Origin of the sequence: Pseudomonas sp. GM_Psu_1, from assembly GCF_026544185.1 — a bacterium.
Lineage (GTDB): Bacteria > Pseudomonadota > Gammaproteobacteria > Pseudomonadales > Pseudomonadaceae > Chryseomonas > Chryseomonas oryzihabitans.
The window spans coordinates 65042-78774 of the sequence record NZ_JALNUX010000014.1 but is presented as its reverse complement, the minus strand read 5'-3'; the positions used below and the strand labels follow the sequence as shown (position 1 = coordinate 78774).

At 67.0% G+C, this 13733-nt stretch carries 12 protein-coding genes; 1 reads left to right on the top strand and 11 read right to left on the bottom strand.

Annotation, left to right across the window (positions count from 1 at the left end):
* The 11 genes from lipB to OXS31_RS19950 all read right to left on the bottom strand — a co-directional run bounded on the left by lipB (window position 1) and on the right by OXS31_RS19950 (window position 10149).
* Window positions 1-657, bottom strand: coding sequence for a lipoyl(octanoyl) transferase LipB (lipB, locus tag OXS31_RS20000; RefSeq protein ID WP_007159661.1), 657 nt, complete (start codon window positions 655-657; stop codon window positions 1-3).
* On the bottom strand, window positions 657-932 hold the full coding sequence (locus tag OXS31_RS19995) for a DUF493 domain-containing protein (RefSeq protein ID WP_007159662.1): 276 nt from the start codon (window positions 930-932) through the stop codon (window positions 657-659). The genes lipB and OXS31_RS19995 overlap by 1 nt, the downstream gene beginning before the upstream one ends.
* A 73-nt stretch (window positions 933-1005) precedes the next feature.
* Window positions 1006-2166 (bottom strand): D-alanyl-D-alanine carboxypeptidase family protein, encoded by a 1161-nt coding sequence (locus OXS31_RS19990; RefSeq protein ID WP_007159663.1) that lies wholly within the window; start codon window positions 2164-2166, stop codon window positions 1006-1008.
* 126 nt (window positions 2167-2292) lie between these two features.
* Window positions 2293-3282: a septal ring lytic transglycosylase RlpA family protein gene (locus OXS31_RS19985; RefSeq protein ID WP_037007194.1), complete on the bottom strand. Its 990-nt coding sequence runs from the start codon at window positions 3280-3282 to the stop codon at window positions 2293-2295.
* On the bottom strand, window positions 3282-4304 hold the full coding sequence (mltB, locus tag OXS31_RS19980) for a lytic murein transglycosylase B (protein ID WP_027602476.1): 1023 nt from the start codon (window positions 4302-4304) through the stop codon (window positions 3282-3284). Before mltB ends, OXS31_RS19985 begins: the two co-directional genes overlap by 1 nt.
* Before the next feature lie 21 nt (window positions 4305-4325).
* Complete coding sequence (rodA, locus tag OXS31_RS19975) at window positions 4326-5429, bottom strand: rod shape-determining protein RodA (RefSeq protein ID WP_085982634.1); 1104 nt, start codon at window positions 5427-5429, stop codon at window positions 4326-4328.
* Window positions 5430-5473: 44 nt separating this feature from the next.
* On the bottom strand, window positions 5474-7381 hold the full coding sequence (gene mrdA, locus OXS31_RS19970) for a penicillin-binding protein 2 (RefSeq protein WP_027602475.1): 1908 nt from the start codon (window positions 7379-7381) through the stop codon (window positions 5474-5476).
* A gap of 12 nt (window positions 7382-7393) precedes the next feature.
* A complete protein-coding gene (gene rlmH / locus OXS31_RS19965; RefSeq protein ID WP_007159668.1) occupies window positions 7394-7861 on the bottom strand; it encodes a 23S rRNA (pseudouridine(1915)-N(3))-methyltransferase RlmH in 468 nt (155 codons plus the stop codon).
* A gap of 5 nt (window positions 7862-7866) precedes the next feature.
* Window positions 7867-8217 (bottom strand): ribosome silencing factor, encoded by a 351-nt coding sequence (gene rsfS / locus OXS31_RS19960; RefSeq protein WP_007159669.1) that lies wholly within the window; start codon window positions 8215-8217, stop codon window positions 7867-7869.
* Between the two features lie 10 nt (window positions 8218-8227).
* Complete coding sequence (gene nadD / locus OXS31_RS19955) at window positions 8228-8890, bottom strand: nicotinate-nucleotide adenylyltransferase (RefSeq protein WP_027597202.1); 663 nt, start codon at window positions 8888-8890, stop codon at window positions 8228-8230.
* Complete coding sequence (locus OXS31_RS19950; protein ID WP_027597203.1) at window positions 8890-10149, bottom strand: glutamate-5-semialdehyde dehydrogenase; 1260 nt, start codon at window positions 10147-10149, stop codon at window positions 8890-8892. The genes nadD and OXS31_RS19950 overlap by 1 nt, the downstream gene beginning before the upstream one ends.
* A gap of 252 nt (window positions 10150-10401) precedes the next feature.
* On the opposite strand from OXS31_RS19950, the gene OXS31_RS19945 reads away from it, so the two are divergent.
* Window positions 10402-13419, top strand: coding sequence for a cellulose biosynthesis protein BcsC (locus tag OXS31_RS19945; RefSeq protein WP_044342769.1), 3018 nt, complete (start codon window positions 10402-10404; stop codon window positions 13417-13419).
* Window positions 13420-13733 lie beyond the last annotated feature (314 nt).

The following is a 13733-nucleotide window of genomic DNA, read 5'->3' as shown; positions in this document are numbered from 1 at the left end:
TCAATCCGATTCCAGGGTGATCGGTTCGGGGTAGCCCAGGCGCAGACTCAGGTGACGCACCAGAGACTCGCGGACCTCGTCGAAAGCTAGTGGCCCGGTCACCAGATCGCGGAGCTGGGTCATGGCCAGGCCGGCATAACCGCAGGGGTTGATCCGGCGGAAGGGTGCCAGATCCATGTCAACGTTGAGCGCCAGGCCGTGGAAGGACCGGCCATTGCGGATGCGCAGCCCGAGGGAGGCGATCTTGGCGCCGTCCACGTAGACACCCGGCGCATCGGCTCGGGCCGCGGCCTGCACGCCCCAGTCGGCGAGCAGCGCGATCAGGCTGTCTTCCATGGCGCTGACCAATTCTCGCACGCCCAGGCCCTTGCGGCGAACATCCAGCAGCACATAGGCGATGAGCTGACCGGGACCATGGTACGTGACCTGGCCGCCGCGATCGACCTGCACCACCGGAATGTCGCCCACGGCGAGCAGGTGCTCGGGCTTGCCGGCCTGGCCCTGGGTGAAGACCGCAGGGTGCTGCAGCAGCCAGAGTTCGTCGGGAGTGGCCGGGCCGCGTTCATCGGTGAAGCGGCGCATGGCCTCCAGGGTCGCCTCGTAGGGCCTCAGGCCCCAGCGGCGCACGCCCAGGCTGGCCGGGGCGGGAGTGGTCATCAGATCACCATGTGCACGCGGCCGGTGGCGCGCAGGTCCTGGTGGATGGCCTGCAGCTGGTCCACGCCGGTGGCGGTGATGAGCACCTGCACGGAGAGGAAGCGGCCGTTGCGACTGTCGCGGGTCACCAGGGTGCCGCGATCCAGATCTGGGGCATGGCGCTGGACGGTGTCGAGCACCAGCTCGGCGAAATCGGCACCGGCATCGCCGATCACCTTGATCGGATAGCGCGGGCAGGGAAATTCGATCTTGGGGGGTTTAACGTCTTCGGTCATGCGGACTTCCAGGCCGAGCTCTGTCGGCAGGGGGTGAAAGGCCCGCAGATGCGGGCCTTTCCAGGGTGACGGATCAGTTGAACAATCCGTAGAAGAACAGGCGAATGCTATCCCACAGGCGACGGAAGAGGCCACCCTCCTCGACCGGCTGCAGCGCGACCAGGTCGGCGGTGTGCACCACCTTGTCATCCAGCTTCACCTCGACCTTGCCGATCACCTGGCCCTGGGCGATGGGCGCGATCAGCTGCGGGTTGAGCACCATCTCGGCGTGCAGCTTCTTGGCCTGACCGCGCGGCAGGGTCATGGTCAGGTCGTTGGCCAGACCGGCCTGGACTTCGCGGCTGTCACCCTTCCATACCGGCGCCTTGGCCAGCTCGGTGCCCTTCTTGTAGAAGGACTGGGTCTCGAAGAAGCGGAAACCGTAGGTCAGCAGCTTCTGGGTCTCGGCGGCGCGGGCCTGTTCGCTGTTGGTGCCGAAGACCACGGCGACCAGACGCATGCCGTCGCGCACGGCCGAGGCCACCAGGCAGTAGCCGGCTTCGTCGGTGTGGCCGGTCTTCAGGCCGTCGACGGTCTTGTCGCGCCACAGCAAGAGGTTGCGGTTGGGCTGCTTGATGTTGTTCCAGAAGAATTCCTTCTGGGAGTAGATGGCGTAGTGCTGGGCATCGGCGTTGATGATGGCGCGCGCCAGGATCGCCATGTCGTGGGCCGAGGAATAGTGATTCGGATCCGGCAGGCCGGTGGCGTCCATGAAGTGGGTGTTCTGCATGCCCAGCTTCTGCGCGGTGGTGTTCATCATGTCGGCGAAGGCGTCTTCGCTGCCGGCGATGTGCTCGGCCAGGGCGACGCTGGCGTCGTTGCCGGACTGGATGATGATGCCGTGCAGCAGGTCACCGACCGACACCTGGGTGCCGACCTTGATGAACATCCGCGAACCGCCGGTACGCCAGGCGTGCTCGCTGACGGTGACCATGTCCGATTCCTTGATGCGACCCCGGTTGATTTCCAGGGTGGCGATGTAGGCGGTCATCAGCTTGGTCAGGCTGGCCGGCGGCAGGCGCTGGTCGGAGTTGGATTCGGTGAGCACGGCGCCGCTGTTGGCATCCATGAGAATCCAGGCCTTGGCGGCCAGCTGGGGCGCCGCCGGAACCATTGTCTCGGCCGCCCAGACGGCCGGGACACAGGCGATCGTTACTAGGAGGAGCAGGCGTCGAGCGAGTTTTGCGATTGTCATCCGAATCTCTGAAAGGTTGGGGTATGGCAGGAGCAGCGGACCCAGACCGCACGGTCCACGGCGACCCGCGCGAGGCGGATCACGACGGCTGGGGCCGGCGACTGGGCGTCATGAAGCATCCCTGCTTCAATCCGGTTGCACGAGAGACGCCTGACCCAGACGGGCCACGCGTACGCTGTTCTGGAGCTGGGAGACCTCAGCCGGCTGGACCGGTCCGAGGCGGACCCGATGCAAGGTCTGCTGGTTGCGCACCGTCGAACTGATGAACACCGGGGCACCGGTCAGGTCGCTGAGCTTGTCCTTGAGCAATTCCGCAGCGTCCGGATTGGCGAAGGCCGCCACCTGCAGATAGAGCCCAGCGGCTGGGACAGAAACGTTTTTTTTTGCGTCGACGGCCGCGGGCGTCACCGGCTCGGCGTGCTGGTTGACCGGTGGCGTATAGGTCTCGATGGCGCCGAAGGTCTGGGTCTCGGTGGTCTTCTGGGCCACCGGCGCCTGGCGCGGCTGGGCCAGTACCATGGGCACCGCCTGGCCGCGCTGGGCCCAGTACTGCTGCGGATCTATGCCTTCGACGCTGACCCGGGCGGTGCCGATCTCGGCGTAGCCGAGCTTCTTGGCCGCGGCAAAGGACAGGTCGATGACCCGGTCGGAATAGAAGGGGCCGCGGTCGTTGACGCGCAGGATCACACTGCGGCCGTTGTCCAGGTTGGTGACCCGCACGTAGCTGGGTAGCGGCAGGGTCTTGTGCGCCGCGGTCATGCCATAGAGGTCGTAGGTCTCGCCGTTGGCGGTGGCCTGACCATGGAACTTGGTGCCGTACCAGGACGCGGTGCCGGTCACGCGGTAGTTGCGCGAATCGGTCAGCGGGAAATAGGTCTTGCCCAGCACGGTGTAGGGATTGTTCTTCAGCGGCCCGTTGTAGGGCATGGGCACGGCGTCGGGAATGCGGCTGACGTCCACGTCCCACCAGGGGGCGCCGTCACGGTGCGGACGCAGGTAGCCACCCGGTCCGGCCACGCCCTTGCTGGTCGGCTTGGGCGCCTGGCTGGAACAGCTCACCAGCAGCAGGCCGAGGCCCAGGCAACCGGCCAGGCGCGCCAGGGCAGTCAGGCGCATCACGGCTTGGCACCCTCGGCGGCATGGCGCTCGGCGATGGCATTGGCCAGATCGGTCACCGCCATGGCGTACATGACGCTGCGATTGTATCGGGTAATGGCGTAGAAATTGGGCAGGCCCATCCAGTACTCCGGTCCCTTGTCTCCGTCGAGGCGGAACGAGGTTACACGCAAATCGTCACGCAGGGCAGGGTCTTGGGCGTTCCAGCCCAGGGCGCGCAACTCGGCGACGCTCTTGACCGGCTCGATGCCGGCCACCACGCCCTCCTCCACCCGCTCGCCGCTGACCTGGGCGCGAATGGCGGTGGGACCGCGTCCGGACCAGCCGTGGCGCTTGAAGTAGTTGGCCACGCTGCCGATGGCGTCGGTGGGATCGGACCAGATGTTGATGTGGCCGTCGCCGTCGAAGTCCACCGCATAGGCGCGGAAGCTGCCCGGCATGAATTGCGGCAGGCCCATGGCGCCGGCATAGGAACCGGTCAGGCTGAGCGGATCGACCTGCTGCTCGCGGGCCAGCAGCAGGAATTCGCGCAGCTGGCTACGGAAGAAGGGCGCGCGCGGCGGATAGTCGAAGGCCAGGGTCGAGAGCGCATCCAGCACCCGGTAGTTGCCGGTGTTGCGGCCGTAGAAGGTTTCCACGCCGATGATGGCGACGATGAACTGGGCCGGCACGTCGTATTCGCGCTCGGCGCGGGCCAGGGCCTCTTCGTGGGCCTTCCAGAAATCGACGCCCTGGGCAATGCGCCGATCGGTGATGAAGATGGGGCGATATTCGCTCCAGGGCTTGACCCGCTCGGCCGGTCGCGAGATGGCGTCGAGGATGGCCTGCTTGCGCTCGACCTCGCCGAACAGCGCCTGCAGCTGTTCCGGGGCGAAGCCATAGCTCTGACTCATCTCGGCGATGAAGTCGCGCGTCAGCGGTGCCGCGTCGTAGTCACCCGCGACGACGCCGGTCGTCACGCCCATCGCACCCGCGAGCCCGAGGCTCAGCAGGCAGCGACGCATCCATCCCATTGTCGGCATCTAACCCTTCTTTGTTGCGTGTTAAACCTGGGCGATCCACTTGCGGTGCGTGTGGATCGACATCAAAACTCCGAACCCGGTGAACAAGGTGACCACCGAGGTGCCGCCATAGCTGATGAATGGCAGCGGTACGCCCACCACGGGGAGCAGGCCGCTGACCATGCCGATGTTGACGAAGACATAGACGAAGAAGGTCATGGTCACGCCGCCGGCGAGCAACTTGCCGAACAACGTCTGGGCCTGCACCGTGATGGTCAGGCCGCGACCGATGAGCAGCAGATAGAGCACCAGCAGCAGGCAGACGCCGACCATGCCGAACTCTTCGCCGAGGACGGCAATGATAAAGTCCGTGTGACTTTCCGGCAAAAAATCCAGATGAGACTGGGTACCCAGCAGCCAGCCCTTGCCGAACACCCCGCCCGAGCCGATGGCGGCCTTGGACTGGATGATGTTCCAGCCGGCGCCCAGGGGGTCCATCTCCGGGTCGAGGAAGGTCAGGATCCGGCGCTTCTGGTAGTCGTGCAGGACAAAGAACCACATGGCCACCGCCAGGGGCACCGCGGCGCTCACCGCGCCGATCAGCCAGCGCCACTGCAGGCCGCCGACGAACAGCACGAAGCCGCCCGAGGCCAGTACCAGCATGGCGGTGCCGAGATCGGGCTGGTCGAGGATCAGCACGAAGGGCACCACCACCAGCGACAGGCTGATGACGCTGTGCTTGAAGTTGGGCGGCAGGCTGCGCTTGGACAGGTACCAGGCCATCATCATGGGCATCAGGAGCTTCATGAATTCCGACGGCTGGAAGCGGATGACCCCGGGAATGTTGATCCAGCGGGTGGCGCCCATGGCGTTGTGGCCCATGACGTCCACCACCACCAGCAGGGCCACGCCGATCACGTAGCCCAGGGGCACCCAGCGCGCCATGAAGCGCGGTTCGAGCTGGGCGACGACGGCCATGGCCACCAGGCCGAGGCCGAAGGAACTGGCCTGCTTGAACAGCAGGTCGAGATTGCGGCCGCCCGCGGAATAGAGAACGAACAGGCCGGTCGCCCCCAGCATCAGCAGCAGGATCAGCAAGGGGCCGTCGATGTGCAGGCGCTGCAGCAGGGTGGCGCGCCGCTTCATCACGTCCCCTTCGGGGATGGTGCGATCGAAGTTGGGAGCAAGACTCATGGCTGCACCTTGGTCGCGGCGGCGGTCGCCCCGGCGGTAGTCGGCTTGGCGTACTCGGCCTTGAGATGGCCCTGGTCATCGAGCAGCCAGGCGTCGAGCACCTGACGCGCGACCGGGCCGGCCACGGCGCCACCCGACTCACCGTTCTCGACCATCACCGCCACGGCGATCTGCGGATTGTCCACCGGGGCGAAGGCGACGAACAGGGCGTGGTCGCGGTGGCGTTCCTTGAGCGCCGCCGAGTTGTACTTCTCGTTCTGGCGAATGGCGACCACCTGGGCGGTACCGCTCTTGCCGGCGATGCGGTACTGGGCACCGACGTTGAGCTTGTGGGCGGTGCCGCGCGGATTCTGTACCACCATTTCCATGCCGTGGATGGCCCTGTCCCAGTAGCTCGGATCCTTGAGGTCGATGTCGGGCATGGGGTTGGGGTCCGCCGGCGGCTGGCCGTCGAGGGTCTTGGCCAGGTGCGGCCGGATCCACTGGCCATGGCTGGCGATCAGCGAGGTGACCTGAGCCAGTTGCAGCGGAGTCACCTGCATGTAGCCCTGGCCGATCCCGAGGATCAGCGTCTCGCCGGGGAACCAGGCCTGGCGGCGGGTCGCGCGCTTCCACTGGCGCGACGGCATCAGCCCCGGCGCTTCCTCGAACATGTCCAGGGCGACCTTCTGGCCGAGGCCGAACTTGCCCATGTACTCGGAGAGGCGATCGATGCCGATCTTGTGGGCGAGGTCGTAGAAGTAGGTGTCGTTGGACCTCATCAGCGCCGTATCCATGTCCACGTAGCCGTCGCCGCCGTGGTTCCAGTTGCGGTACTTGTGATCGTAGTTGGGCAGCTCGTAGTAGCCCGGGTCGAAGACCCTGGCCTGGGGCGTGGTGGCGCCGGTGTCGAGACCGGCGATGGCCACCGCCGGCTTGATGGTCGAACCGGGCGGATAGAGGCCGCGCAGCACCCGGTTGTAGAGCGGGCGATCGATGGAGTCGCGCAGCTCGGAATATTCCTTGAAGCTGATCCCGGTGACGAAGGGATTGGGGTCGTAGCTCGGCTGGCTGACCATGGCCAGCACCTCGCCGGTCTTGGGCTGGATGGCGACGATGGCCCCGCGACGTCCGCCCAGGGCGGCTTCGGCGGCGGCCTGCAGCCGCGAGTCGATGGTCAGGACGATGTCCTTGCCCGGCTTGGGGTCGGTGCGATTGAGCACCCGCAGGACCCGGCCACGGGCGTTGGTCTCCACCTCTTCGTAGCCCACCTCGCCGTGCAGTTCGGGCTCGTAGAAGCGCTCCACGCCGGTCTTGCCGATGTGGTGGGTGCCGCTGTAGTTGACCGGATCCAGGCGCTTGAGCTCCTGTTCGTTGATCCGCCCGACATAGCCCACCGAATGGGCGAAGTGCTCGCCCATGGGATAGTGCCGCACCAGCTGCGCCGTCACCTCGACCCCGGGCAGGCGGAACTGGTTGACGGCGATCTTGGCGATCTGCTCCTCGGTCAGCTCGAACAGCACCGGCACCGGCTCGAACGGCCGCCGCCCCTGCTTCATGCGCTTCTCGAAGAGTTCGCGGTCTTCCTCGGTCAGCCCCAGCACCTGCACCAGGGTATCAAGGGTCTGCCGCCAGTTGTCGGCCCGCTCCCGGGTGATGGTCAGGCTGAAGCTGGGGCGGTTGTCGGCGACGATGATGCCGTTGCGGTCGTAGATCAGGCCGCGGGTGGGCGGGATCGGCTGGACATGGACCCGGTTGTTTTCCGACAGGGTCGAGTGGTAGTCGTGCTGGATGACCTGCAGGTAGTACATGCGCGCCACCAGTACGCAGGCGAGCACGAGAAAGAGCACCGCCCCGACGGTCACGCGGGCGCGGACGAGCTGGGCGTCTTTCTCGTGGTCCTTGAGGCGTATGGGTTGCGACATCGCAGGTACGGACTACTTGTGATACGGATGGCCGGCCAGTACGGTCCAGGCGCGATAGAGCTGCTCACCGACGAGGATGCGCACCAGCGGATGCGGCAGGGTCAGCGGCGAGAGCGACCAGCGCTGTTCGCTGCGCGCCTGCACCTCGGGAGCGAGACCCTCGGGACCGCCGACCATGAGGTTGACGGTCCGGGCTTCCAGGCGCCACTGCTGGAGTGTTTCAGCCAGTTGCTCGGTGCTCCAGGGCTTGCCGGTGACCTCCAGGGTCACCACGCGCTCGCCCGGCTGCACCTTGGCCAGCATGGCCTCACCCTCCTGGCGGATCAGCCGGGCGACGTCGGCGTTCTTGCCACGGGTCTGCAGCGGGATCTCGACGAGTTCCAGCGGCAGTTCCGGCGGCAGACGCTTGACGTACTCGTGCCAGCCCTCTTCGACCCAGCGCGGCATGCGCGAGCCGACGGCGATGAGACGCAGGCGCACCGGGCTTATTCGCCGTGGGCGGCGCGGCTCTGCTCGGCACCGCGCCAGAGGCGCTCGAGGTCATAGAACTCGCGGGTGGTCGGCAGCATCACGTGGACGACCACGTCGCCCAGGTCGAGCAGCGCCCATTCGCCGCCTTCCAGGCCTTCGCTGCCCAGCGGGCGCACGCCCTGCTGCTTGACCTTTTCCAGCACGTTGTCGGCCAGCGACTTGACGTGGCGGCTGGAGGTGCCGCTGGCGATGACCATGATGTCGGTCACGCTGGTCTTTTCCCGCACGTCCAGGGAGATGATGTCCTGGGCCTTCATGTCTTCCAGGGCGGCGATGGCCACCTGGACGAGTTGTTCGCTTTGCATGGTGTAGCTCTTACCTCGGTTCGGAGGACGCCGGATAGAGGCCGTGCGTCCGGATGTAGTCAAGCACGGCATCGGGCACCAGGAAGCGGATGGACTTCCCGGTGGCCAAGAGGCCGCGGATCTGGGTGGCGGACACCGCGAGCGGGTTCTGCCAGATAAAGGTGATCTGCCCGCCCGGCCCCTTGAGGGCCTGGGGATCGGGCTGACTGCGCGCCGCCAGGAAATCGCGCAATTCCTGGCAGGGCTCGCTGTCGGCGTCGGGTCGTTGCAGGACCAGGATGTGGCACAGCTCCAGCAACTCGCGCCAGCGGTGCCAACTCGGCAGGCCGCAGAAGGCGTCCCAGCCCAGCATGAGCAACAGCTGCACCTCATCGCCGAGTTCGGCGCGCAGGCTTTCCAGGGTCTCTATGGTATAGGAGTGGCGCGTCCGGCGCAGTTCCCGGTCATCGACCACCAGGGTCGCGACGTCGGCCACCGCCAGGCGCACCATCGCCAGGCGATCCTCGGCGGAGACGCTGGGCGCCTCGCGATGGGGCGGCCGGGCGCTGGGGATCAGCCGCAGTTCGTCCAGCGCCAGGGCCTCGGCCACCTCGAGCGCCGCGCGCAGGTGACCGATGTGCACGGGATCGAAGGTACCGCCGAACAAGCCGATGCGGGTGGGCAGGCTGCTCATCAGCTGCGGACGTGACCGTCGCCGAAGACCACGTATTTCTCGCTGGTCAGTCCTTCCAGGCCCACCGGCCCGCGGGCGTGCAGCTTGTCGGTGGAGATGCCGATTTCGGCGCCCAGACCGTATTCGAAGCCGTCGGCGAAGCAGGTCGGGGCGTTGACCATGACCGAACTGGAATCCACTTCGGCCAGGAAGCGGCGCGAGCGACCGAGGCTCTCCGTCACGATCGCATCGGTGTGATGGGAACCGTAGTGGTTGATGTGCTCGATGGCCTGGTCCAGACCCTCGACGATGCGAATCGACAGAATGGGCGCGAGATACTCGGTAGACCAGTCGGCCTCGGTGGCGGGCACGGCCTGGATCAGATCGCGCGTACGCTCGCAGCCCCTAAGTTCCACGCCCTTTTCCTCGAAGCGGCGCGCCATAGCCGGCAGGAAGGCCTCGGCCACCTGGGCATCGACCAGCAGCGTTTCCATGGCACCACAGATGCCATAGCGGTAGCACTTGGCGTTGAAGGCGATGGACTCAGCCTTGGCGAGATCCGCAGCCGCGTCGACATAGACATGGCAGATACCGTCGAGGTGCTTGATCACCGGGACGCGGGCATCGCTGCTGATACGTTCGATCAGATTCTTGCCACCGCGCGGCACGATGACGTCGACGAACTCGGGCATGGTAATCAGGGCGCCGACGGCAGCCCGGTCGGTGGTTTCCACCACCTGGACCGCAGCGGCGGGCAAGCCGACCTTGGCCAAGCCTTGCTGAATGCAGGCGGCGATGGCGCGATTGGAGCGAATGGCTTCTGAACCACCGCGCAGAATGGTGGCATTGCCCGACTTCAGGCAGAGACTGGCCGCGTCGATCGTCACGTTGGGCCGGGATTCATAGATGATGCCGATGACCCCGAGCGGCACGCGCATCTTGCCGATCTGGATCCCGGACGGCCGGGCACTCAGGTCTCGAACGGCACCCACCGGATCGGGCAAGGCGGCGACCTGCTTGAGGCCGTTGATCATCGCGTCGATACGCGCCGGCGTCAGCGTCAGTCGATCCAGCAACGCCGATTCGAGCCCCGCAGCCGTGGCGGCCGCGACATCCTCGGCGTTGGCCGCGATCAACCCTTCACGATCGGCGCCCAAGGCGTCGGCAATGGCGGTCAGCGCCAGGTTCTTCTGGCCAGTGGACGTACGCGCGAGGACCCGCGACGCGGCACGGGCAGCCTGGCCAAGACGGGTCATGTAGGCGGAGACGGACTCGGTCATGGTCGGCGGCCTGCGAAAGACGGTGGGAAAGCCGCAGAGTATAGCGTCGCCGGGCCCTGCGCGGCCAGCGCCGAGGGGCCTGGCGATGGCATTCGCCTGCTCGATTTGGTTGACTCGCCACGACCTGTCGGGAATCATCCGCGGCTGTATTTGCCGTTCAGCTTGCGTTCAGCTATTCACTTATAGCCGAAATCGTCCCCAGCTCTGCGCCAGGTGCTGCAGCGACGCCTACCAGTCTTCACGGAAAGAACCATGCCCAAGCACCTCACCTTGTCCCTTGGTCTGCTCGCCCTGCTGATTCATGCCGACGCGACCTGGGCCGCCGCTGCCGACGCCGCGCCGAGCGCGGCCGCCGTCCAGGCCCTGGAAGCCCAGCTGAAGAAGACGCCCCAGGATCCGGACGCCCTGGGCAAGCTGGGCAGTGCCCGCCTGGCGCAGCAGCGCTGGACCGATGCCGAGCAGTTGCTGACCCAGGCCGTGCAGAAAGGCGGCAAGACCTGGCAGCCGGCGCTGGACGAGGCGCGCTACCACCACCTGCTGGAACGCGCCCATGCCGCCGAGAACAAGCGCGAGCTGGACCAGGCGCGGGATCTCAGCGTGGAAGCCATCCGCCTGAAGCCCGAAGCGGTCGAGGCGCAGCTGTTCCTGGCCGGTATCCAGAGCCAGAAGCGCCAATGGGAACTGGCCGAGGCCACCTACCGCCAGGTGCTGATGCGCGAGCCGGCCAACGTCGACGCCTACTACGGACGCATCGCCGCGCTCAACGAGCTGGGCCGCACCGAGGAAGCCCTGCAACTCACCAAGAATCTGCAGCCGAGCGCCAAGAATCAGGTCAAGGGCCTGGATCGCCTGCGCGCCGGCCAGGCCATGCAGGAAGCCGAAGCCGCCGAGGCGCGGGGCGATCTGCAGGGTGCCTCGCGCCTGCTGGAACAGGCGCGCCAGGAGTCCCCGGAGGATCCCTGGCTGCGCCTGGCCCAGGCTCGCCTGGAGGTCCGCCAGGGCCGGCCGCGCGCCGCCCGCGACCTGGTGGACAGTCTGGTCAAGGATGGCGCCCAGCGTCCCGAGGTGCTCTATGCCAGCGCCCTGCTGTCCAACGAGCTGGGCGAATACCCGCGCGCCATGCAGACCCTGATGCGTATTCCCCAGGCGCAGCGTTCGCCGGACATGAACGCCCTGGCCGCGCGCATCACCTTCAACGAACAACTGGCCGAGACCGTGGCCCTGGCCAAGCAGGGTCGCCGCGAGGAAGCGCGCAGCCTGATGCAGCGCCTGGAAGCCCGCGCCGGTCGCAATCCGGATCTGATCGGCGACCTGGCCGAGGCCTTCGCCATCGCCGGCGATCCCGAGCACGGCCTGGCCCTGCTCAAGCCGATGATCACCGGCGATACCCGCCCGGCGCCCGCCATGCAGCTGCACTACGCCAGCATCCAGCTGCAGCTGAACCAGGACCAGACCGTGGGCAACGTCCTGCGCGACCTGCAGGGCGTGGTGCTCGACAGCGGCGAGAAGCAGCAGTACGACGACCTCCTCGCCCGCTATCGCATCCGTCAGGCCGACCGCCTCACCGACCAGGGCAAGCTGGCCGCCGCCTACGACACCCTGGCCCCGGCGCTCAAGGCCCGTCCCGACGACAAGGCCGCCCAGGCCGCCCTGGCGCGCATGTACCTGGCCAGCGGCGACACCCAGAAGGCGCGCCAGCTCTATCGCGACGTGCTCAGCGACCAGCCGAAGGACGCCGAGCTCTATTTGGGCGCCGCCGAGATCGCCGCCAAGTCCCAGGACAGCGTCACCGCCCGCCAGTACCTGGACCAGGCGGTCAAGCTGGGCCAGAGCGATCCCCTGGTGCTGCGCCGCGCCGCCCTGCTCTACCGCGACATCGGCATGGCCGGTACCGCCACCGGCCTGCTGGAGCAGGTGGTCCAGGTGGAGCGCAAGGATCGCGAATCCGCGGCCCGCGCCGCCGGCGCCAGCGACAACCCCTTCGCCGCCCTGCCCGGCCAGACCCGCAGCGATGACGCCCTGGCCGCCGTTCCGGCCGCCGCGGGTGGCAACGCCGGCAGCGCCGACTACGCCTGGAGCGATCCGCTGCAGGCGCAGAAGGCTGCCAACAACCCCTTCAGCGACCTGTCCGTGGTGCCCACCAGCAGCCTGTCGAGCAGCCTGGCCACCGAGCAGATCCTCGGCCAGCTGCAGCGCGAGCGCAGCATCCGCATCACCCAGGGCCTCAGCGTACGCAGCTACGACCCCAGTGGCAGTTCGCGCCAGACCACCGTCAGCGCGCCGCTGGAGATCTCCTTCCCCGCCGGCGACCAGCGCCTGGCCGTGCGCGTCACCCCGACGCGCATCAACGACAGCAGCAGCGACGGCAGCCAGAAGGAAAACGGCGTGGCGGCGTCCATCGCCGTGGAAGACGCGGGCCGCGGGCTCAAGGGCGACATCGGCGTCTCGCCGGTGGGCCTGAGATACAGCACCGTGGTTGGCGGCGCGACCCTGGAGCGCCCGCTGAGCAGCCTCAGCGAGAACCTGCTCTATGCCCTGAGCGTATCGCGCCGTTCGGTGACCGATTCCCTGGCGTCCTATGGCGGCATCCGCGATCCGCGCACCGGCCAGGAGTGGGGCGGCGTCACCGCCAACGGCGGCCTGGCGAGACTGAGATACGACGACGGCCGTTACGGCTCCTACATCTATGGCGCGGCCCATCGCCTGACCGGCCACGACGTCAAGGACAACGACCGCTTCGAGATCGGCACCGGTGTCTACTACTACCTGCGCAATGGCCCGGACAGCCTGTTCACCGTGGGCCTCTCCGCCACCGCGATCGGCTACGACAACAACCAGAACCACCTGACCTACGGCCATGGCGGCTACTTCAGCCCGCAGCGCTACTTCGCCATCGGCGTGCCCCTGGTGTGGGCGCAGCGCGGCGATCTCTGGGCCTACCAGGTGCAGGGCATGCTGGGCGTGCAGACCATTCGCCAGGACGCCGCGGATCGCTATCCGGACGACGCCGCCCTGCAGGCCGCCGCGGAAGCCGCCGGCGAAGGCCAGTACGGCAGCAAGAGCAAGACCGGCGTGGCATATAGCCTTTCCGCCAATGGCGAATACCGCCTCAGCGGGCAATTCGCCCTGGGCGGTCGCCTGGGCCTGGACAACGCCCAGGACGAGCGCGACGTCAACGGCAACCTCTATCTGCGCTACTTCTTCGAAGAGCAGGAAGGCCGACCGCAACTCTCGCGGCCGCAGCCCTACCGCTCGCGCAACGAGGAATAAGCAAAAGGCCCGCACCTGCGGGCCTTTTTTCTTGCCGGCGCACCCTGCCCAGCGCCGCCGAAACGACCGCTCGTCCCCGCGTTCGTCGCCACCGCGACCGCCCCGTCCCCGCGTCATGCCTTTCGTCCGCACGGCGCCAGGCGTGACGTTGACGGGTGCCCGAGGTGATCTAAACATTGAAGCGAGCCGGCGCTGAAAAGCGAGACGATCCGTTCGCTCCGCTTCGATGCCCGCATACGCATTTTCAATTGGTGCGTCACGAACTCCGCGTGACAGTATCCACAAAAAATGACACCTGATGGCCTTTAGCCATA